The organism is Specibacter sp. NPDC078692, from assembly GCF_040686835.1.
Lineage (GTDB): Bacteria > Actinomycetota > Actinomycetes > Actinomycetales > Micrococcaceae > Specibacter.
The window spans coordinates 75,455-95,729 of sequence record NZ_JBFBLV010000004.1; the positions used below are offsets into that span (position 1 = coordinate 75,455).

General features: G+C 59.0%; 20 protein-coding genes. 9 read left to right on the forward strand and 11 right to left on the reverse strand.

Annotated features, from left to right (window positions below):
• The first annotated feature begins 102 nt into the window (after nt 1-102).
• Together AB0O97_RS04355 and AB0O97_RS04360 are read left to right on the forward strand one after the other, a co-directional pair.
• Complete coding sequence (locus AB0O97_RS04355; RefSeq protein WP_363880334.1) at nt 103-537, forward strand: GAF domain-containing protein; 435 nt, start codon at nt 103-105, stop codon at nt 535-537.
• Nucleotides 504-1,781, forward strand: a complete 1,278-nt coding sequence (locus AB0O97_RS04360) for a histidine kinase (protein WP_363880337.1) — start codon at nt 504-506, stop codon at nt 1,779-1,781. Before AB0O97_RS04355 ends, AB0O97_RS04360 begins: the two co-directional genes overlap by 34 nt.
• Here the strand turns inward: AB0O97_RS04360 and AB0O97_RS04365 are convergent.
• The 4 genes from AB0O97_RS04365 to AB0O97_RS04380 form a co-directional block, all read right to left on the reverse strand.
• A complete protein-coding gene (locus AB0O97_RS04365) occupies nt 1,778-2,482 on the reverse strand; it encodes a response regulator transcription factor (RefSeq protein ID WP_363880340.1) in 705 nt (234 codons plus the stop codon). The genes AB0O97_RS04360 and AB0O97_RS04365 overlap by 4 nt on opposite strands.
• Nucleotides 2,483-2,603: 121 nt before the next feature.
• Nucleotides 2,604-3,245: an NAD(P)-binding domain-containing protein gene (locus AB0O97_RS04370; RefSeq protein ID WP_363880343.1), complete on the reverse strand. Its 642-nt coding sequence runs from the start codon at nt 3,243-3,245 to the stop codon at nt 2,604-2,606.
• 59 nt (nt 3,246-3,304) lie between these two features.
• Complete coding sequence (locus AB0O97_RS04375; protein ID WP_363880346.1) at nt 3,305-3,769, reverse strand: pyridoxamine 5'-phosphate oxidase family protein; 465 nt, start codon at nt 3,767-3,769, stop codon at nt 3,305-3,307.
• A gap of 67 nt (nt 3,770-3,836) precedes the next feature.
• The gene (locus tag AB0O97_RS04380; RefSeq protein ID WP_363880349.1) at nt 3,837-5,312 is read right to left on the reverse strand and encodes an AarF/ABC1/UbiB kinase family protein; all 1,476 of its coding nucleotides are present in this window, start codon (nt 5,310-5,312) and stop codon (nt 3,837-3,839) included.
• A gap of 582 nt (nt 5,313-5,894) precedes the next feature.
• Here AB0O97_RS04380 and AB0O97_RS04385 point away from each other — a divergent pair.
• Together AB0O97_RS04385 and AB0O97_RS04390 are read left to right on the forward strand one after the other, a co-directional pair.
• Nucleotides 5,895-6,728, forward strand: coding sequence for an alpha/beta hydrolase (locus AB0O97_RS04385; RefSeq protein ID WP_363880352.1), 834 nt, complete (start codon nt 5,895-5,897; stop codon nt 6,726-6,728).
• A gap of 90 nt (nt 6,729-6,818) precedes the next feature.
• A complete protein-coding gene (locus AB0O97_RS04390) occupies nt 6,819-7,751 on the forward strand; it encodes a DUF808 domain-containing protein (RefSeq protein ID WP_363841041.1) in 933 nt (310 codons plus the stop codon).
• Nucleotides 7,752-7,790: 39 nt separating this feature from the next.
• On the opposite strand, the gene AB0O97_RS04395 is transcribed toward AB0O97_RS04390, so the two are convergent.
• Together AB0O97_RS04395 and AB0O97_RS04400 are read right to left on the reverse strand one after the other, a co-directional pair.
• Nucleotides 7,791-8,303, reverse strand: a complete 513-nt coding sequence (locus tag AB0O97_RS04395) for a M17 family metallopeptidase (protein ID WP_363880355.1) — start codon at nt 8,301-8,303, stop codon at nt 7,791-7,793.
• Nucleotides 8,300-9,757 carry a hypothetical protein gene (locus AB0O97_RS04400; protein ID WP_363880358.1) on the reverse strand — a complete coding sequence of 486 codons (1,458 nt, stop codon included), beginning with the start codon at nt 9,755-9,757 and terminating at the stop codon, nt 8,300-8,302. Before AB0O97_RS04400 ends, AB0O97_RS04395 begins: the two co-directional genes overlap by 4 nt.
• A gap of 196 nt (nt 9,758-9,953) precedes the next feature.
• Here AB0O97_RS04400 and AB0O97_RS04405 point away from each other — a divergent pair, with 196 nt between their 5' ends.
• The 4 genes from AB0O97_RS04405 (at nt 9,954) to AB0O97_RS04420 (ending at nt 14,553) form a co-directional block, all read left to right on the forward strand.
• Nucleotides 9,954-10,130: a hypothetical protein gene (locus AB0O97_RS04405; protein ID WP_363841033.1), complete on the forward strand. Its 177-nt coding sequence runs from the start codon at nt 9,954-9,956 to the stop codon at nt 10,128-10,130.
• A gap of 201 nt (nt 10,131-10,331) precedes the next feature.
• Nucleotides 10,332-11,372 carry a pyridoxal-phosphate dependent enzyme gene (locus AB0O97_RS04410; protein ID WP_363880361.1) on the forward strand — a complete coding sequence of 347 codons (1,041 nt, stop codon included), beginning with the start codon at nt 10,332-10,334 and terminating at the stop codon, nt 11,370-11,372.
• Complete coding sequence (locus tag AB0O97_RS04415) at nt 11,369-13,120, forward strand: FAD/NAD(P)-binding protein (RefSeq protein WP_363880363.1); 1,752 nt, start codon at nt 11,369-11,371, stop codon at nt 13,118-13,120. The genes AB0O97_RS04410 and AB0O97_RS04415 overlap by 4 nt, the downstream gene beginning before the upstream one ends.
• A complete protein-coding gene (locus tag AB0O97_RS04420) occupies nt 13,120-14,553 on the forward strand; it encodes an alanine racemase (RefSeq protein WP_363880366.1) in 1,434 nt (477 codons plus the stop codon). Before AB0O97_RS04415 ends, AB0O97_RS04420 begins: the two co-directional genes overlap by 1 nt.
• Nucleotides 14,554-14,597: 44 nt before the next feature.
• Here the strand turns inward: AB0O97_RS04420 and AB0O97_RS04425 are convergent, their stop codons facing one another.
• The 3 genes from AB0O97_RS04425 to AB0O97_RS04435 all read right to left on the reverse strand — a co-directional run bounded on the left by AB0O97_RS04425 (nt 14,598) and on the right by AB0O97_RS04435 (nt 17,958).
• Nucleotides 14,598-15,515 (reverse strand): 2-hydroxyacid dehydrogenase, encoded by a 918-nt coding sequence (locus tag AB0O97_RS04425; RefSeq protein ID WP_363880369.1) that lies wholly within the window; start codon nt 15,513-15,515, stop codon nt 14,598-14,600.
• Between the two features lie 149 nt (nt 15,516-15,664).
• Entirely contained in the window at nt 15,665-16,531 is an 867-nt protein-coding gene (locus tag AB0O97_RS04430; protein ID WP_363880371.1) for an SDR family oxidoreductase, read from the reverse strand.
• The gene (locus AB0O97_RS04435) at nt 16,528-17,958 is read right to left on the reverse strand and encodes an NAD(P)-binding domain-containing protein (RefSeq protein ID WP_363880374.1); all 1,431 of its coding nucleotides are present in this window, start codon (nt 17,956-17,958) and stop codon (nt 16,528-16,530) included. The genes AB0O97_RS04430 and AB0O97_RS04435 overlap by 4 nt, the downstream gene beginning before the upstream one ends.
• Between AB0O97_RS04435 and AB0O97_RS04440 the strand changes: the two genes are divergently transcribed.
• Entirely contained in the window at nt 17,959-18,663 is a 705-nt protein-coding gene (locus AB0O97_RS04440; RefSeq protein ID WP_363841012.1) for a TetR/AcrR family transcriptional regulator, read from the forward strand.
• Here AB0O97_RS04440 and mtnN read toward each other — a convergent pair.
• Nucleotides 18,638-19,456, reverse strand: coding sequence for a 5'-methylthioadenosine/S-adenosylhomocysteine nucleosidase (mtnN, locus tag AB0O97_RS04445; protein WP_363880377.1), 819 nt, complete (start codon nt 19,454-19,456; stop codon nt 18,638-18,640). The two genes, AB0O97_RS04440 and mtnN, sit on opposite strands and share 26 nt — an antisense overlap.
• On the reverse strand, nt 19,453-19,920 hold the full coding sequence (locus AB0O97_RS04450) for an S-ribosylhomocysteine lyase (RefSeq protein ID WP_363841007.1): 468 nt from the start codon (nt 19,918-19,920) through the stop codon (nt 19,453-19,455). Before AB0O97_RS04450 ends, mtnN begins: the two co-directional genes overlap by 4 nt.
• Between the last annotated feature and the right edge of the window lie 355 nt (nt 19,921-20,275).

The window sequence follows — 20,275 nt, forward strand, 5'->3', positions numbered from 1 at the left end:
CCAGTGACCAGCGAGAGGCCTCTTGAGGCTTCAACACGCACGCCGGTTGTTCGATCAAAGGTGGCTCTGGTGACGGAAGCTCGTACGCAAAAAACTGAGCCAATGGGACCGACGGCTGCAGATGCCCGGATCGAGGACTTACTGCGGGAGTTTGTAGACCGGGCTGGGGAACTGATCTCGACGCAGGAAAGAATGCGCGGCTTGCTGGCCGCCGTCGTTTCCGTCGCTGAGGAGCTCAGCCCGGACGCTGTTCTTGAGCGGGTTGTGACATCCGCCTGCACGCTTTTGGGCGCTCGCTACGCCGCCTTGGGCGTATTAGCTGAAGATCAATCACTGAGTCATTTCATGACCGTCGGCATAGACGAGGAATTGATCCGCCGTATTGGTCCGCTACCTACCGGACACGGCGTCTTGGGTCTACTCATCAGTCACCCCCAACCATTGCGGCTCCACGATTTGCACGAGCACCCCTCCTCTGATGGGTTCCCAAACACCCCCCGCCCATGGTGTCGTTTCTCGGCGTCCCTGTGCGTGTGAGGGGAAACGTCTTCGGGAACCTGTATTTGACCGAGAAGGCCGACGGTGAAGATTTCACGGTAGAAGATGAGGAATTGGCTGTTGCCTTGGCTGCGGCGGCTGGTGTTGCCATCGAAAATGTTCGGCTGCATCGGGATGCCAAGCGCCGTTCGCAGTGGCTGGAAGCCTGCATGAATGTCACCGGCCCCATGATGGACGACGACGGCAACCTCACCTGCAGCAGCCTGGAGGTGATTGCGGCTACTGCCTTGGCTGAGTCGGATTCGGCACTGACCATGATTGGGCTGCCCTCCGACCATGGCACCGGATTGTATGTTGCCGCCGCAGCTGGCGCTCAGGCACCACTGCTGGCGGACCGCTCCTTGGCATTGGACTCACCGGCGATCATGCAGGTGCTCCGAACTGGTGCCCCGGCCGTGTTCGATGATGCCACCAGTCTGATCGGGGAGGTGGACGGAAAACTTTTTGGGCCCATGATTGTCATTTCGTTGGGCCCCGAAGGCGCCAACCAGGGCTTATTGGTGCTGGCACGCGAGCTAGGATCTTCTTCCTACTCAGCGATCGTTGTTGAAATGAGCGCCGTCTTTGGATCGCATGTCGCCTTATCTTTGGAATTGGCGAGAACACATAGATTGTGTGAACAATTAGTGGTGTTCACCGAGCGGGACCGCATTGCACGGGACCTGCACGACGTGGTCATTCAGCGGCTCTTTGCTGCCGGACTGAGTATCCAGAGTTTACAGCGGTTTGTGAATGAGAAGACGGCTACTGACAGGATCCGGGCCGTCACCACCGAATTGGACGAGACCATTCGAGACTTGCGCAACACCATATATTCTTTGCGGGTCAGTTCCCGGGAGACGGAGTTACTCAGCAACAAAATCCTGCGGTTGGTTCGTAATGCACTGAAACCACTTTCTTTTGCCCCTCGATTGAATCTGGCCGGCCCCGTAGACTCTGCGATTTCCGAAGACACCTCCAGGCACCTTCTGGCGGTTTTATCCGAAGGGCTCAGTAACGCAGTTCGGCATGCAGAGGCGAGCGCCATTGAAGTGTCCGTTATTGTGACGCCGGAGGGCGTCACTGTCACCATCGAGGACAACGGAGTGGGAGTGGGTGAGACTGAGCACCGCAGCGGATTGTCAAACATGGACCAGAGAGCCGAAATTCTCCAGGAAACTTTTGAAGTCAAAAGTAGCGAACACACTGGCACTCGGCTCATGTGGTGTGTGCCTGCCAACTAACGAAAATGACGTTCCGGTGGGGTCTGCCACCGTGTGTCAGTAATAAAAACTGCAGCCTGGGTGCGGCGTTCGAAGCCCAGCTTTGCCAAGAGTGATGAGACGTAGTTCTTGACCGTCTTCTCGGCAAGGAACATTTCAGCGCCGATTTCACGATTGGTCATTCCGAGTCCAATAAGTTTGAGCACACGGGCTTCCTGCGGGGTCAGTGCGCCCATCCGTGGATCCCCGCCTTCCGGTTCGGCCAAAGCCCCAACCACGCTGGACATGAGCTCAGCGTTGAAAAGCGATTCACCCCTTGCCGTGCGGCGAATGGAGGTCAGGAGGTTCGTACCGTCGATTTCCTTCAAGACATAGGCGGATGCTCCGGCAAGGACCGCACCACGCAACGCCTGCTCGTCGTCGTAACTAGTCAGAATCAGACAACGAAGACTCGGATCCACCGACCTGACGTCACGGCAAACCTCGATGCCGGTTCCGTCGGGTAGGCGCGCGTCCAAAACACACACGTCTGGATGTACAGCAGGAATACGTCTGGCGGCCTCCAATGCCGAACCCGTGGAGCCGATGACCTTGAACCCCTCGCCTTCGAGTAGCTCCCGCAGGCCGCGCCGAACCAGTTCGTGGTCGTCAACGATGAAGACCGTGATTGGCGCTGCAACTATGTTTGCCTTCCCTGCATCGGAGGCAACCAATTTTGTCATCGTTGTCCTCCTCTCCGGGGTTGGGATTTGGGCCGGAGGTAAACCCTACCCGGCGGCTGGTATGACGCACTCTTGTCCGGCTGGCTTATTCATTCTTTGGCATATAGCTTTGCCACCTAGCCTAGGGGAGAAGGTTCAATGATGTATCCCAATTGAAGTTCTCATGTTCGGGGCTGACCTGAAGGCCCATGGTCAGAAGCATCATGGCCTCGAGCTCGCGGGCCCGTCGGAGCGGGCCGACATCGATGGGACGCATCCCTGACGCGGCAACCACCGCGCTGACCTTAACCTTTGCCTGTTCTGCGTCGCCTGCGATGAAAACGTCTAAGGGCTTTCCCGACACCGAACCAGCCTCCAGAGGGCCCGCAAAGCAGGTGTTGAAGGCCTTGACCACGAACGCGTCAGGGCTCGCGTGTAGCGCGATCTCTTCAGCCGCGGAGGTTCCAGCAGGGGTCGAGAGGTTATCAAAGGTGGCTAGGTTCACCGGGTTGCTGATATCCACCACCACCTTTGATGCCAGTGCTTCTCCGTAGAAGACAACCGCTTTTTTGGCCTCTTCATAGGGGACCGCAAGAAAAACAATGCCGCCTTCGATCGGTGCCCCCTCTATGCCACCTTGAGCCCCGGCTCCTAGAAATTCAACAAGCTCACGCGTCTTTTCTCCGTTTCGGCCCAAGATCTGCACGGAATGCCTAGCTTGAAGCACACGGACGGCAAGGGCGCGTGCCATATTTCCGCTGCCAATGATGGTGATCTGCTGCATGGCTTGTGTTCCTTTGAAAGGGGAAGGTGATTACTGGACGGGGGCTGTATCTGTACTGTTCACTCTGTAGCTGTATGGGGTGCAGTCGCTTGATCGGTCCACCAATGGGCCGGTGCCACCACCGTGAACTTGCGTCCAGTAACGGAGGTAGGGGTAATACGGATGAACGAATCCTTGTGGCCGGCTTGCCAGGGGAACAGATGGATCGAAAAGGTATCCAAGACATCCTCTGTCGATTCCACGAGCGCTGCAGCGCCTTTAACCACAACGCTCCATGCGACACCAGTGCTGGGATCCACACCGTCAGCTTCCATCGCCACGGGAGTTCCACTCAGGGCTGCCTCGCGTTTTGCGCCAACGCCGGTGCGAAACACCAGAGATCCGTGGTCAACTGCGTAGTTGATGGGGAAGATATCGGGATGGTCGGTGACCCAGAGAGCTAACCGCCCAACCGAAACGCTACGAAGCAATGCCCAGCACTCATTGGCAGGTAGTTCCTGGGGTGGGGCTGGTGCGTTCGTCATGGCTTGATCCTAGGTTTGCTAGCAAACTACCAATAGAGTCCAAGGTCCTGCCCTACAGGAATTATTACTACCGTCGCTGCGCCTTCGCGGTCCATGCCAAGTAGCCGCCAAGTGCCGTCACTGCCCCAACCCCGCCAGCAACCAGAGCATTTTGCCACGTGTTCAGCCTTTCTCGATCAGCTGCTGTAAGTTCACCCAGCCCTCGAATAAACGCTGCAACGATCATTCCGGCAACTAAACGGTTACCAATTCGCTCAGCACGAGTCATCATGGGAGCCAGTTCATCCGAGCGCAAGTGGACCTCGATGCCGTCGTCCAGAACATCAAGTAGGCGCCGCAGTTTCTCAGGGAGGTTGGCACCGAGATCTGCAGCCTCAATACCCCACTGAAAGAGGCTGCGCCGCAGGTTACGGGGAAGGACGCGGCTTAACGCGATTTTGCCGGCATACGGCTTGATGACAGTGCCGAGGCTAAAGGCTGGGTCTAGCCTCACGCCCATGCCTTCGGTCATAAAAATCATTTTGGTCAGCATGGCCATTTCACCGGGCATTTGCAGATGGTGGTTGCGCAATATGGACAGAAGTTGAGTGATCAAGGGTGAGATTTCGATTTGTCCCAGTTGCCGCCCCTGGTAGAGCTTCATGAAGCGTAAAACGTCTTGCCGTAAATGAACACGATCCGTGGCGGGTCGGTTGATGGAGAGCTCCAGCAGTGCCCTAGCGATTCGGTCGGGGTCATTGAAACTGAAAGCCAACAATAAGTTGCTGAGTTGTGCTTGGAGTTCATCACCAACTTCGCCCGCCATGCCAAAATCAATCAAAGCTATGCAATCAGTTGATTCAACAAACAAATTGCCCGGGTGCGGGTCCGCGTGAAAAAAGCCGTCCTCAAAAATCATTTTCACGGCTGCCTTGGCTGCTAGCTCAGCCAGAGCGTTCCGCTCGATGGCAGGCAAGGCCAGGATTTCGGCGTCGTCGATCTTGTGGCCATAGATGCGCTCAATGGTGAGTATTCGGGATGTGGTGGTCTCCCAGAAGATTTTCGGAATGTGGATACTTGAATCATTGGCAAAATTACGTGCAAAGCGTTCCGCATTGCTGCCTTCTTGCAGGTAATCGAGTTCCGCACGAAGCGTTGCGGCAAAATCGGTAGTAATCGCCTCAAGGTTGAAGTCCGCCAACGCCGCCCAATTTCGACCCGCCTGTTTTGCCAGATTGCTAAGGATTTCCAAATCCTCCTGAACTTGGGCAACGACGCCGGGCCTACGCACCTTGACCACCACGGCGGTTCCGTCATGCAGGGTTGCTGCATGTGCCTGACCAATCGAGGCACTTGCCAGAGGTGTATCGCTAAAATTTTTGAAGAGTTCTTCGGGGCTAGCGCCGAGTTCTTGCGCGATGAGCGAGCGGATGGTTTGCGCAGGAACCTGCGGAGCCTCGCTTTGAAGTTTTGACAGTTCTCCAAGGTACTCCGGTGGCACAATGTCCGGCCGAGTGGAAAGCACCTGCCCGAGCTTGATAAAGGTTGGCCCCAGTTCCTCCAACGCCCGTCTCAACCGTTCAGGATTGGTGAGATCATCGCCGGACCGCGGTCCTGCGCCTAGGCGCAAGCGGCCCAAACCAATCCTTGTCGCGAGGGAGCCCAGACCATGCCGCGCCAAGATTTCAGCGACCTCGGCGTACCGTTCAAAGTGGTTTCCCATGCAGCGCTCCCGTTAGTGGTGACCCCGTAGAACCACCGGTAGATTCCCCTGATCTGCTCGAAGAATGCTTGGCCGTGGCCAGAAATTCCGGAGCACTATAGATGATCATAGTCGGCTTGAGACGCTGCCATGAGCAGGGTCCACAGACTCAAGCAGGAGTGCCTTATCTAGCATTTTCGTAGCGTTTGCATGAGATTCGCAGCGGTCAAGGAATAGGGCAGGGGACTGTTGGTGAATGGTCCGTGAGCGTTGAACATGTGCTGTCGCACCGTTGGGCCAAGAGCGGAATACTTCCCGAACTGTGGCGGGTTTTGGCTCAGGGCAATAGGCTTTCGAACACATCACCAATCACCGTCTTGCCGGAACTGACTTGGCCTCGAAACGTCCAAGCCTCCAGGCTCCGAACACCAAAGGAACTAGACAATGGCTTATGTGACAGTGGGAACGCAAAACAGCACAGATATCGAGTTGTACTACGAGGATCACGGCACCGGGCAGGCTGTCCTGTTGATCCACGGCTATCCGCTCGACGGTCACAGCTGGGAGCGTCAAACACGCGAACTGCTAGAGGCCGGTTATCGGGTCATCACCTACGATCGCCGCGGCTTCGGCCAGTCCAGCAAGGTCACTACCGGCTACGATTACGACACCTTCGCTGCTGATCTCAACGCAGTCATTGAGACACTTGACCTGAGCGATGTGGTGTTGGTTGGGTTCTCCATGGGCACCGGCGAGCTGGCCCGGTACGTCTCCAGCTATGGGCATGGTCGCATCGCCAAGCTCGCTTTCCTAGCCTCGCTGGAGCCATTCTTGGTGGACAGCGACGGCGTGCCCCAGGAGGTTTTTGACGGCATCGAGGCCGCGGCCAAGGATGACCGCTTCGCTTGGTTTACCAATTTCTTCGTCAACTTCTACAACCTGGATGAGAACCTCGGTTCACGGATCAGCCAGGAAGCCGTGACGGCAAGTTGGAACACGGCAACCGCCAGTGCACCGGTGGCCGCGTACGCCGTCGTTTCAGCATGGATTGAAGACTTCCGCAAGGATGTGGAGGCCGTTCGTGCCAGTGGCAAACCAGCACTGATCCTGCACGGCACCAAAGACAATATCCTCCCCATCGATGCCACTGCCCGGAAGTTTCGCCTGGCGCTGCCTGACGCCAAGTACGTGGAAGTCGAAGGAGCTCCCCACGGACTAATCTGGACACACGCGCAGGAAGTCAATGCCGCACTCTTGGCTTTCATCAGCAAAAGCTGATCACTAGCAACTGGCACGGCGTTGTAAACTTCAAAAGACTTTCCACGACAACGCGACAACGTGACAATGAAGAATACAAGGAGTTTTGGTATGGCCGGTGGCCTCGTAGCACTACTGGATGACATCGCAGCACTGGTGAAGGTCACCGCCGCGTCTCTGGATGACATTGCAGTGGGCGCAGCCAAGGCCAGCGTAAAGTCTCTGGGCGTGGTGGTTGACGATGCTGCTGTCACACCGCAATACGTTGCGGGTTTGTCACCGAAACGTGAACTCCCCATCATCTGGAAGATTGCGGTGGGTTCCATCCGGAACAAGATGCTTTTCATCTTGCCGGTCGCCCTATTACTCTCGCAGTTTGCTCCGTGGGCTCTGACACCGATCTTGATGCTCGGTGGATCCTATCTGGTGTTCGAGGGCGCTGAAAAGATCCTTGAGGCGATGGGCGTCCTTAAACATCATGGGGCTGACGGAAAGGACGGGGTCCGTGATGAGAAGACCATCATCAGTGCTGCCGTTCGCACCGACCTGGTGCTGTCGGCGGAAATCATGGTCATCTCCCTCAACGAGGTAGCCCATGAGAGCTTCATTAACCGGACGCTGATTCTGATCCTGATTGCCCTCCTCATGACGGTAGGTGTCTACGGTGTAGTTGGACTGATCGTAAAGATGGATGATATTGGCCTGCACATGGCCAGCAAGACCTCGACCGTTTCGCGCAAAGTTGGCCGCGGACTGGTCAAGGGAATGCCGATTCTGATGTCCATCCTGAGTAAGGTCGGTATTGTTGCGATGCTGTGGGTCGGTGGCCACTTGCTGCTGGTGGGCATGGACGAACTGGGCTGGCATGCTCCTTATGGCTTCGTTCATCATGTGGAGATATTAGTCCACGACGCCACCGGTTCCGCAGGTGCGGTGTTGGGCTGGCTCGTGAACACCGCCTTCTCCTGCTTAGCTGGTTTTATCGTGGGCTGCGTCATCACCGCTGCGGTTGTCGGCATCAACAAGCTGCGTGTAAAACACTAGCCCTGAGGTTCACTGCGTTTCCCCAGATTCAAAGTTTCCCTAGAACCAATGCGTTGTGGGCGGCTCGAAGGTGAGGGCCAATTCAATAAGGAGCCGCGTACCAAAAGCTGTAGGGCCACGCGGGATCCACCTGCTGCTGGCAGGTGCCTGAGCGGTGCCAGCGATGTCGATGTGGGCCCACGGTTTTCCGGAAACGAATTGCTGCAGGAAGAGCCCGGCGGTGATGGACCCCGCGTTAACACCGCCGATGTTTTTCAGATCTGCGATATCGGAATTGAGATCGGCTCGTAGCTGCGGTGGCAGCGGCAACCGCCACACGGGCTCGTCCGCCGCCCGAGCAGCGAGTTCCACCTGTGCCAGGATGCTCTCATTGTTGCCCATGATCCCGGCAATTTCGGTGCCAAAAGTCCGCAGACACGCTCCTGTCAACGTCGCGATGTCCACAACGGCATCGACCCCGGCCTCGACAGCCAACACCAGAGCGTCGCACATGACTAGGCGTCCCTCGGCATCAGTGTTGAGGACTTCCACCGTCTTGCCGCCGCGGGTCAAGGTGAGTCATCTCCTTGTGGGACAGCGGCCATGGTGCGTTCGGCCTCGACAAGGTGAGGTTCGACGTCGTCGAGCTCGCCGGCCGCCATCAGGCTGAAGGCTCTGAACACTGTCAGCACCGGGCTGAGCCGCACTACCTCGTACGGCAACTCATCGAGCCAGCCGAGAAAAAGGGCATCGCGCCGCTCGCGCCTAATTTGGGTCGCGGCCATCTCCATAAGGTGCGCGGCCCGATCAAAGTTCTTTGCAGCGAGGGCATGGCCGATTGCTTCCGCCGCCATTGCCTCACCTTCGAACCAGTGACTCGCGCGCTCATGCAACTGAGGAATCAGTTCCGGTTCTTCGCTGAGGAGCCGGGCACGGAGCATATCGGCGAACAGGCGGTGGTATCGGTACCACTGGCGCTGATGATCGAGGGGGATCAGGAAGAGATTTTCTCGCTCCATGGCCGCGAGCATACTCTCCCCGCTCACCCCGCTGGTGACTGCATCGCCACCCATCACAGCGTCGCACAGTGGACCGGTCAATCGATCAAGAACGGAGCTGTGAAGCAGGAAGGAGCGGATTTCCGCGGGCTGTTGTGCCAACACTTCCTCGAGGAGGTAGTCCAAGATGTACCGGTCGTCGCCGGTGAAGCGGCCGATGAATCCAGCCACGTCCGTGTGTCCTTTGAGCGATAGGCCTGCAAGCTGAAGTGCCGCGATCCAGCCCTCGGTTTTGTCCGAGAGTGCGGCCGCTTCCGCAGCCTTCAAATCAACACCGTGCACGGCGTTGAAATATTCGACGGTTTCCTCGGCGGTGAAGCGGAGATCCGCGGCGCGAATTTCCAGAAGCTCCTCTCGAGCCCGCCACCGCGAGAGTGGAAGGTCCGGATCTGCGCGGGTGCTGATGAGCGCATGCACAGAAGGCGGAAGAAGCTCAAGCAAGAAAACCATGCCTGTAGCTATCTCACGGTTATCGGCTAAATGGTAGTCGTCGATCATCAGCCAGAGCTCGTGCTTTGGGGACTCTTTCTCGGACTCCGGCGTTGAATCGCTGCCGTGCAGTTTCTCGTGCCGTTGACCATCCGGTACCTCAGACCAGGAGGCGAGCCCCTGCAACACGGTGATGAGGACCTGCTCAACCGGCAAAGGCGATGATGTCAACTGTTCCATCACGCCTGCAGCAAGCCCGGGAACTGCTTTTTGGAGAGCGGTCACGACGCCGGTCCAAAAAGTCGCTGGATCACGGTCAGAGACGTCCAAAGAGAGCCAGGCTAAGGCGTTCTCCTCATCGAGCATTTGAGCCAAACAATCGGCCAAGAAAGCTGTCTTTCCGAATCCGGCTGGCGCGGAGACTAGTACCAGTTTCGACGCGGTACTTTGACGCAGCACTCCAGTAAGCCGGGGACGTGACAGGAATCCGCTCTTGAGTGCGGGAGCGAATAGCTTGCTGGCCATGATTTCAAGTGCCACAAGAATCCCCTCCTCGGCACACGCGAGAGATGCTGAAATTCCACCTCATACCCAAGCCTAAAGCCATGAAGGCAGCTATGCTTTGTTTCAATTCCATGGACATTTACTGTTGGCTGTAGTCGTTTCTTGGATTGCTCACTTCCTCTCCAATGTGGTTACCCATCTGAGCGAGACGCCTGAGGGGTCGCCGCGTTTCATGGAATCTTCCAAGTACGCCCTGAGCCATTCGGCTGGTCTTCTGCTGGCGGCGATTATTCCCTTAACGATTGCCCTTTTCGGCGTTTTGGATCTGGTTGATGACGACACCGCCGTCTGGGTTGCTCTCTGGGTAGATGTAAGTTTGCTGGCTCTTTTTGGATTCCTCAGCTCCTGAAGATGGACCCGCAAGCTGCACTATCGCTTCGGGGCGGCGCTTGTGACGACGCTTCCGGGTGTTGGCATCGTGTATCTCAAGGCCATGATTCACTAGTGTTGGGCCCGTGGGGCTATCTCGATGCTTGTGGTTTCGGTATATTCGCCGGTAACAAGGCAGTATCGATCAGGAAGTATCGATCAGGAATGGGAGAAAAGGCATATGAGTAGTTCAGAAACGCTTCATCCCTTCGTGACCCCGACGGTGCAAGTGAGCCGACTCTTCGAGTCTCATGACGCCCAAATCTACGCAAAGCTTGACCTGCTCCAACTGTCCGGCAGCACTAAAGAGCGCACGGCTAATGGTTTGATCGAAGAACTGCTCAGTTCTGGCCAGTTAGTACCTGGCGGCATGATCATTGAATCGACCTCGGGAAATTTGGGTATTGCCCTAGCCCGGCAGTGTGTTGTGCGAGGCCTGCGATTCACGGCAGTGGTCGATGAAAATGCCAACACTGTGGCACTAGAACTTATGCGGGCCTATGGAGCCACGGTCGATCTGGTGGAGACTCCTGCCGACGGAAATAAACTCGCCGCCCGCCGCCGCCGCGTGCGGGAATTGTTGGTGGCACACCCTGGATCCGTGACCAGCAACCAGTATGGCTCGCCGGCCAATCCACGGGCACACTTCGAGTCCACCATGCCCGAAATCATTGCCGGTTCCGGCGGGAACTTGGACTACCTGTTCATCGCGACCAGCACCACCGGAACACTCTTGGGATGTCAGAACTACATTCGCGAACATGAGCTGGACACCAAAATTGTTGCAGTGGATTCGGTAGGTTCTGTTCTTTTTGGCGGGCAGTCCGGGATCCGACGACTTCCCGGTCTCGGTGCCGGTGTTGTGCCGGAACTTGCTGCTGGAGCCGAGCCGGACCTCGTCTTTGCGATGGAGGAAATCGAGATGGTGCGCGGCTGCCGGCTGCTGGCCCGCCGGGAAGGAATCCTGGCGGGGGCCTCCACCGGGGCCATCGTTGCTGCCATGGGCAAAGTGCTGCCAGACCTTGAACCAGGCAAACGCATTGCCTTCATGGTTCACGATACCGGGGTGCCCTATCTGGAAACCGTCTACAACGATGCGTGGGTGCGCGCCACTTTGAATGCGGATCCCGAACCTGAGCCGGAACCACAGCCAAAGCCAGAATCAGGGCCAGCAACCGAGCCGGGGCAGGCCGCCAACCCCGAAGAAGTCACGGCTTCATGATCCGAATTGCTGTGGTGGGCGGGGGACCCAAAAGCTTGTTCGCACTGCTTGCACTCCATGATCTGATCCCGCCCGGCTCAAGATCGCGTATCCGGGTGGACGTCTACGACCCACACCCTCCCGGCTCAGGCAGTGTGTGGCGAGAAGCCCAGCCCCAGGCGCTGCGCCTGAACGTGAACGCTGGCATTGTGGACGCCTCCTCAAGCCTCACCAGCGAGAACTTCGCTAATTGGGTGCACCATGCCGCGCCTGAGCTGAGCGGTGAAAAGTATCCGCCACGGGCCTTGGTAGGCCGCTACCTGCGAGAACAATTCGAGTTCTTGCGCCAGCATGGAAACGTTACCGTGAGCCACCGTCCCTACGTCGTGACCGGCGTCGAACGGTTGGGCACTCAATGGATGCTCAAGGGACCCTTCGGAAGCTCAACCTATGAGGAGGTGCTGTTGGCAACTGGGCATGGGTTGGGCGACGCTTCGCCTAGGCGACCTCCGCCCCTCGAACTCCTGCCAGGCGCGCTGAATCCGCACCCGCTGATCGGCAACTATAGCTCCTTGACCACCGCGGCTATCCGGCCGGAGCAAAGCGTGTGGATCCGCGGCGCCGCGCTGACGGCCTACGACGTGGCGCTGCTCCTCACCGAAGGCCGCGGCGGCTCGTGGCAGGGCCTCACGAGCGGGGCGCAGCTAGGAAAATTGCGTTACATTCCCAGCGGACGCGAGCCACAGCGCATCACCTTTGCCTCACGCAGTGGCCTGCTCATGGACCCCAAGAGCGAGACTGTGTCGCCCGCCATTACTGCCTGCCTTGAGCGGTTCAAGCCTCAGTTGTGGCAGTGGGGTAGGCCTCATCAAGCCACGTCCGACGCCGGACGGTTGGCTGGGCTGTGGGCAATTCTGTTGCGCTGTGCTCAAGAATGTGCCCAGATCATGGGTGTGCAGACGAGTGCCGTGACGCTGTGGCGTACTGCGTTGACTGGTGTGTCCGTAGCTGCTGAAAGTGGCGCTGCGTGCATGACGAGCTCACCTGGGCCGGCAAATTTGGCGACAGAAGATTGGCTGCCAGAGGACTGGGCACCAGCGGAACTGCTGCGCCACAGTCTTTTGGCCAACCATTTTCTGGCACCACTCACCACGGGTTGGCTGTGGGCCCGGGTGTGGTCAGGTCTGTATCCCGAGTTGGTTGCGGTGATGGATCGAAGCTCGCGAAGCCGCCAAGATTGGCGACAGTTTTTACGGGTAGCTGGCAACCTCGAACGCTTCGCCTTTGGGCCACCGGAACTCACTGCCCGTAAACTACTGGCGCTGTTCGACTCCGGCATTCTTCACATGACTCCTGCCAGTGAGGAGCCCGAACCGGGCGTAGTGCTCATTGACGCGGTGACTCCGAGTCCCGGCGTGCTGGGGGCACCGGCCCCGGACGGAGATCCCGTGAGTGGCTTATACCTGGGTCTGCTGCGGGACGGTCATGTTTCGGTCCGCCCTGGCGAGCGTGGCCTACTGACCGACCGGGACGCAACGTGCATAGCTTCCGACGGTTCCAGAACACAGTCGTTGGCAGCCGTGGGACGCCCCACCGAGGACCCCACGCTGGGTCACGACACCCTCAATCGTTCTCTGCATGGCGAACACCGACTGTGGGCTCAGCGAATCGCCGGGCACGTTGCGCTGAATGCCGCAAAACCGTCACCCGCCACAGGGCCACTCCTCAAACAACCCACACCAGCCGAAGAATCAGTACTGAAAGAGTGATGATGCGCCAGAAAATGAACGGTACCGCACCGCTGACAGCACGGCTGGAACCGTGGATGGAGGATTTACTCAATGATCCGCAGCAGTGCAGGGAGTTGATCGAGACTCACGGTTCGCCGGTCAATATTCACGATTTCCGGCCCATGGGACGCAACGTCTCAGAGCTGCGCTCGGCTGCTGCCGCCCACGGAATCGACTTTCAAATCTATTTTGCCCGCAAAGCCAACAAGACCATGGGAGCCATTGACCAGGCCGTTCGCGAGAACTGCGGTATCGATGTGGCAAGTTTGAACGAACTGCGGCAGTGCCTAGAAAGAGGTGTTGCGGCAGAAAGCATCATCGTTACGGCGGCGGTGAAGTCCCCAGCATTGCTGAAACTGGCAATCACTTCCGGGGTGATTATCAGCGTGGACAATGACGACGAATTGCGTGACGCACTTGAACTGGCGGGTGCCGAGGAGCAACCGCTGAAGGTAGCGCTGCGGCTGGCTGTCACCCATTCATCGATTCCGGCTACCCGTTTTGGACTCTCTGCCGACCAGTGGGTGGAAGTCATGGGTGACAGTGATCTGAAGAGTCGCGTCCAGGTCGCTGGCATCCACTTTCACCTCAACGGTTACCAAGCGCAGGCCCGTGCCATCGGGATTGTGGAATCGCTCGGACTCATCGAACAGTTGCGCACGCTGGGCCACGCACCACGTTTTGTGGACATGGGTGGTGGTATACCGATGTCCTATCTAGATAGCAGAAAACAGTGGGAGGGGTTCTGGACCACGTTGAAAGACTTGCCGGAGGGGGACGAAACGCTCACCTGGAAGTCCGATCGGCTCGGCACTGGCGTCTACCCCTATCACCAGGAACTGATCCGGGGTGAGTGGCTCGATCAGGTCCTCACCGCAGTTCCGGAATCGGCTCAGTCTGAGCACTCCGTGGCCCAAGCGTTGACCGCAGCGCAGATTCAGTTGCGCTGCGAACCTGGGCGATCGTTGCTGGACGGATGCGGGCTGACACTCGCCGAAGTGGCCTTCGCTAAGCGCCGCAGTGATGGAGTCCCGCTGGTGGGCTTGCATATGAACAGGACGCAATGCAGATCCACGTCAGCGGACTTCCTGCTGGATCCAGTGCTCGTTCACGCCACGAACCCGCGACGGGAGCGAAGCAATGACAGCGCATTTCTCGTGGGGGCCTATTGCATCGAGGAGGAACTGTTGCTGCGCCGACGCTTCGAGTTTCCGGCCGGAGTTGCTGCCGGAGATCTGGTGGCGTTTCCCAACACGGCTGGCTATCTCATGCATATTGTGGAAAGTGCCTCGCATCAGTTACCGCTGGCCGTCAATGTCCTCTGGGACGGTGGTAGCGACAGAAAAGGGGACAGCGGCAGCAGCGGTGACGGCGGCCGGTGGGTGGTGGACGATATCGAGAAGCGCAGCTGAGCCAGCGCCGCTGCAGCTATTCCCCTGATTCGAACCGGCCCCGCTCACTCCACCAGATGGAGCGGCGCCTCGCCCCGGGAGATCCGGCCCAACTGTTCAACCGTTATCTCCGTGGCTAGCCGAACGAACTCAGCGGTATTACCTGCCATGTGCGGGGTGATGAGGCAGCCGGGCGCATCCCAGAGAGGGTGATCGGCGGGCAGCGGTTCCGGGTCGGTGACATCCAAAGCAGCCCGCAGCCGCCCTGAACTGAGCTCCGCTAGCAGCGCGTCGGTGTCCACAACAGGACCACGCCCAATATTGACCAGCAGCGCCCCATCTTTCATACGGGCCAGGAAGTTTGCATCCACCAAGTGGGCTGTTGACTCGTTGTGGGGGAGCGTCACCACCACTACGTCCGCCTGAGGAAGCAGTTCCGGCAGTTCCACCGTGCCGTGGATCTGGCGCCCGTCATCGAGGACTCGGGCCCGGCTAGCAACGGGAATTAAAGCGGCCGGGCGAAAGGGCCCCAGCCGCGAAAAGAGCTCCTTGCCCACCCCGCCATAGCCCAATACCAAAACCACCGATCCGTGCAGCGAGCTGGTCCACAGCGGCGCCCAGTCATGCCTGCGCTGCTGAACGGCCGCCGTCGGCAGCTCACGCAGTGCAGCGAGAATCAGCGCCATGCCGTGCTCGGCTGTGGCATCTTCCACCGCACCGCGAGAATTACTGAGTGTGACAGCAGCTGGCATGTGGCCCAGGATCCAATCCGAGCCAATCGAGAGTAGGTGCACGTGGCGCAGACCCGGGATGCTCCCCACCCGTGCCCGATTCTCGAACTCCCGCGGCCGCTCCGTGACCAGGACATCGGCGGCCGGCGCATCCTCCGGGCTGTCGTTAATATGCCAGAGGATTGCATCAATTTCCGGACCCCGGATCGCTTGCGCAAACTGGGCCGAGGGGACGAGGACGCGCAGTGTCAAAGATCTTCCATTCCGTAGCTGTCAGCAACCTTCAGGATAGTTCAGGCACGACGCCGGTCCCCACCACAGTGACCCGCGTCAGCTCTCCTTCTGGTCCCTTTCCGTCTGAGTCTGTTCCTGCTGGGCTTCTTACGTGAGTTTCCTACGCATTACGCATGGTCGCCGAACTGGGATTCGTAATCTGCCCGTGCGCCGCGGTCTACTTGCCGCACTTGATTGGGGACAAGGCGCCGCATCAATCCATCCCGCAGTGCGGCAGGCAAGATATTGACCGCCCGGACCACCGGCCCCAGATAGCCCGGAATGCTGACCTCAAAACGTGGACGCTCAATGGTGCGCAGCACGGCTGCGGCGATGGTCTCCGGCGCCAGTAATTTCGAAGCTCCCGTGCCGGTCCCTGCCGCCAATGCAGTATCCACCACGGCGGGCACAATGACGGAAATCTGGACGGGGGAGCGGTGGAGTTCCTCGCGCACCGCCTTGAGATAGCCCAAGACACCGTGCTTGCTGGCCGAGTAACTGGCTTCTCCGGGTGTGGTGAGAATGGAGGATGCCGAGGCGACCGTGATGATGTGGCCCGAACCGCGCGCCACCATCCCCGGAGCCACCAACTTCACGCCACGGATGACGCCGAGCAAGTTCACTGCTATTTGCCGTTCCGCCGCAGCTTCGCTCTCCTCATCGAAGCTGCCCACCCACATCACACCGGCATTGTTGACGAGGATGTCGATGGCTCCGAATTCCGCCTCAACTGTGTCGAGGAACGCGGCATAGGACCGTGCTGAGGTGACGTCAAGGTCGACGCCGAGCAAGGTCCCCGCAAGTCCTTGGGCAGCGCTCCGGGCGGCTTCACCGTCGCGATCACCGATGGCTACCTTGGCGCCCTGCGCAGCAAGGAGACGGGCAATTTCACGCCCAATCCCGTTGCCACCTCCGGTGACCACCGCAACTTTTCCGCTGAGTTTTGCTGGGCTGTGCGGGCCGTGTGGGCTGTTCGAGCTGTTCGTCTTGGTCATGGCTGGCTCCGATCATCGTTGGACCGATCGTCTCCGTGCCGAGGGAACGCCTGGGCGCCGTTAGCTACGCGCTGATAGCCACGCCGTCGTTCTCGGTCGAGGTCCCACAGGTAATGGTCAAAATCCACTTCCATCGTGTGCCGCGGGGACGCATAGAACTGGCGCTTGTTGCGCTCGTGGTCTTTGGCCATCTGCTTCCGGATCTCAGCAACCCGCGGGGGTGCGTAGCGTCCGGCCAAGGTTTCGGCGATCCACACACTCTGGGCCTCGGCCAGGGGCATGACCGCACCCACTGGCTGCACCAAACCGATGAAATACAACCCCGGCAGATCCGGATGGACGGTGCGCTTGAAGAGCGGGAGATCGTTCTGGGACGCAGCGATCAGGGCCGGGTCAAGGAACGGGAAAGTGACCTTATATCCGGTGGCCCAGACGATCAGATCGGCAGGGGTGCGGGTGCCGTCGAGGAATACCACGGCATCGCCGTCAAAGCGCTCAATGCCCGGGCGGACCGTCACCTTGCCGGCGGCAAGACGTTTGCGGATCTCTTCCGATTGCACGGGATGGGACTGCCCCGGTTTGTGCTCAGGTTGGGGCAGCCCATACTTGCGCAGACCGCCTGAGGTGATGGCGCCAATGCGCAGCCGAACACCCGTGACCCACCATGGCAGCCAACCGGGCAGCGCCACCTGGTCGCTGGGCTTGCCGAGCAGGAATTTGCGTAGCACCCATTGTCCGCGGCGAATGGACAAAGACACAGTGTTGGCCCTATGGGACGCTTCGACCGCGATGTCCATGGCCGAGTTTCCTGCGCCAACAACCACCACGTCGCGGCCCTGTAGTTGATCACCGGAACGGTAGTCATGAGCGTGGATTTGTTCGCCGTCGAAGGTTCCTGGATAGGTGGGTTCGGGCCAGCGCGGGTCCCAGTGATGACCATTCGCGACCAAAACGGCGTCGTACTTCTGTGCATGTTCTCCCTGCGGGCCCTTGATGCGCACCAGCCAGCCGCCGTCGGCATCTCGGCTGACGTCCTGAACCGTGGTGTTGAAAGTGATGGTGTGGCGGAAGCCAAAGTGGTCCACATACTTTTCAAAGTAGGCGTAGATCTGCTCGTGGCGCGGATACGGTGGGTAGTGTGCAGGCATGGGGAAATCAGAAAACGCCATACGGGCGCCGGAGGTGTTGATTTCCAAGGTTTCGTAGCAGGCGGATTGCCCATTGGGGTTGTCCAGCAGCCAGTTGCCACCTAGGGCGCTGCCTTGTTCGAAACAGTCGAAGGGAATCCCAGCCTCATACAACGCTTTGGCTGCGGTGATGCCGGAGGAACCTGCGCCAATGACGGCGGTACGCGGCAGGGCGTCGTTGACGGGTATAGGATCGAGAACCGCAGGGGCGAGGTGCTCGGGCTTTACGAGGTACGGCATGTGAGCAGTATTACACTGAAAATATCTGTTTTCAATGCAGAAGGGGCAGTTGAGATGACCGCAGACTTCAACCCAGAAGCCGAAATGTGGCATGGGACCGACCGATTCAAGCGCGATCAGGACCGCCGGCAGCGGCTGCTCGATGCGGCACTGGAGCTTTACGGCACCGCAGGCTACTCAGCCACGCCCGTTCAAGCCGTGTGCCGACTCGCGAAGGTCTCCACCCGTTCCTTCTATCAGCTCTACGCCGACCACCACGAATTGCTGACGCGACTCTACCTCGACCTCAATGAAGAGGTGCTGGCAGCTATCGATGCCCGGCCGATCGATCCGGGGCAGGACCTCTTGACCGCCACCCGCACTCTTGTTGCACAGGTGCTGGGCCCGATGTTAACGGATGATCGCAAAGCAAGGGTCATGGAAGTAGAGACGGTGGGCGTTTCCGTGGTGCTGGAACAACAACGCCGTCTCACGATTCGCCGTTTGGCAGCAGCATTGGATGACGCCTTCGAGGACTTTGCCGCAGCCGGGCTGATCAGCTCCGCTCCTGGCGGGCTGACCAGCCTGGTCCTGATTGGTGGGATCACCGAAGCGCTGGTGCAACGGGTGCAGAGCGAACCCAGCGAACGTGAACCCGTCGCCGACTTCATTGAACAGATCACCGCAGTCATTGTCCGGTTTACGGGCGGGGTGAGCCAGCCGTAAACCATGTATCAATGACTGCCAGCACAATCTGTGCCGAACGCTCCGCGGCGTCGTCCACATGGGTCAGAAAATCAGCGTCGGATGCCGGTCCGCATAGATCGGAAATCCCGCGGATGGCTACGAAGGGTGCGCCATACACGTGGCAAGTCTGTGCGATCGCAGACGATTCCATGTCCGTGGAGAGCACGCCGTCGAACCGGTCCTTGATGACTGGGGCCCGGTCGTGGCCCACAAACTTGTAGCTGGAGACCATGAGCCCGTGGTGGACGGTGTTCACCATTCCTTCTCCTGCGGACGCGAGCGACTTCGGCGTGGCATCAATGAGCGCCATGAGCGCCTCCGGCAACGGGTAAGACACCGGCATGCCGGGAACCTGACCCAGCTGGTAGCCAAAGGCGCGAGCGTCGGCATCGGCGTTGATCGTGTCGGTGCCGATGACCACATCGCCGACCTTGACGTCGTCACCCAGTCCACCGGCTGAGCCGGCGCTGATCACCAGGGGAGGGGACGCGCCGTCGTTCTTCTGCTGGGTCAACAGCAGAGCAGAGGTCGCCGCGCCGGACGCGTTCACCAGCCCAATGCCGCCGTGAACCAGCAAGATGTTATGGCCGTTGATAACGCTCGCACGGTGGATGGAGTTACCTACCTGGACCGGCTCAGCCACCGACTCGGCTAGCTGGAGGAAGGGAGCTAATTCCTCTTCCATAGCGACGATGACAATAACCTCAGCGGGACTGCCCTGCGCGCGATTCAGCCCCGCGGGATTACTAGCGTTCACAACAGAAGAGCTCACGCGGTGACCTGCGCCCATTCGTCGCGCTTGGCGAGGAAGGTCCGGGCGACGTCTTGGGCGCCGCTGAGAGAGTGGCTTTCGCCCCAGCCGCACTGGATTTCATTGGCGGCAGGCACTTCGCTGGCCTCCAGAACTTCCTTAAGCGTGGCCTCAATCAGGTCCATGACGGCCGGCAGATCTGGCTCGCCAGCAAGGATCAGGTAGTAGCCTGTCTGGCAGCCCATAGGAGAGAAGTCGATGACAGCATCCGAGTGGTTACGTGAGCATTCGGCGAAAAGGTGCTCCAAGGAGTGGACGGATTTCATGTCCAGATGAGCCACGTTGGGCTGAGTGAACCGAACGTCATACTTCGTCAAGACATCGCCATGCGGCAACTGCTTGCGGTCGGCCACGCGCACATACGGCGCAACGACGGTGCGGTGGTCAAGGTTGAACGACTCGACGTTCATGCGTGAAGTATTCATGGGGTACTTTCCTCCGTGGGTGTCGAAGCCGGACCGCCTCGGGCCCGATATCTGGCCACATCTAGCTTAGCCGCTTGGAGTGGATTCGCGGTTGGTGCGGCGGTGGGGTAGGGCGGTGGGTCGGGCGGTGGTGCGGCGATGGTCGCGGGCGTTGTTGGTTGCCAATCAAAGCCTCCATTGTCACTCCGGGAGCCGTATCCTGCTCAGTTCACATCGGCGGACCTAGCCTTGACTATGCGATACAAGATTCTTTTGCACTACCCAGCACGGGGTGCGGATGATTTGGATCCGGAGACCATGGCCGACGGTCAGTTCTAACTTGCAGATGACACACCAGTTCAAAATTTTCGCTGCA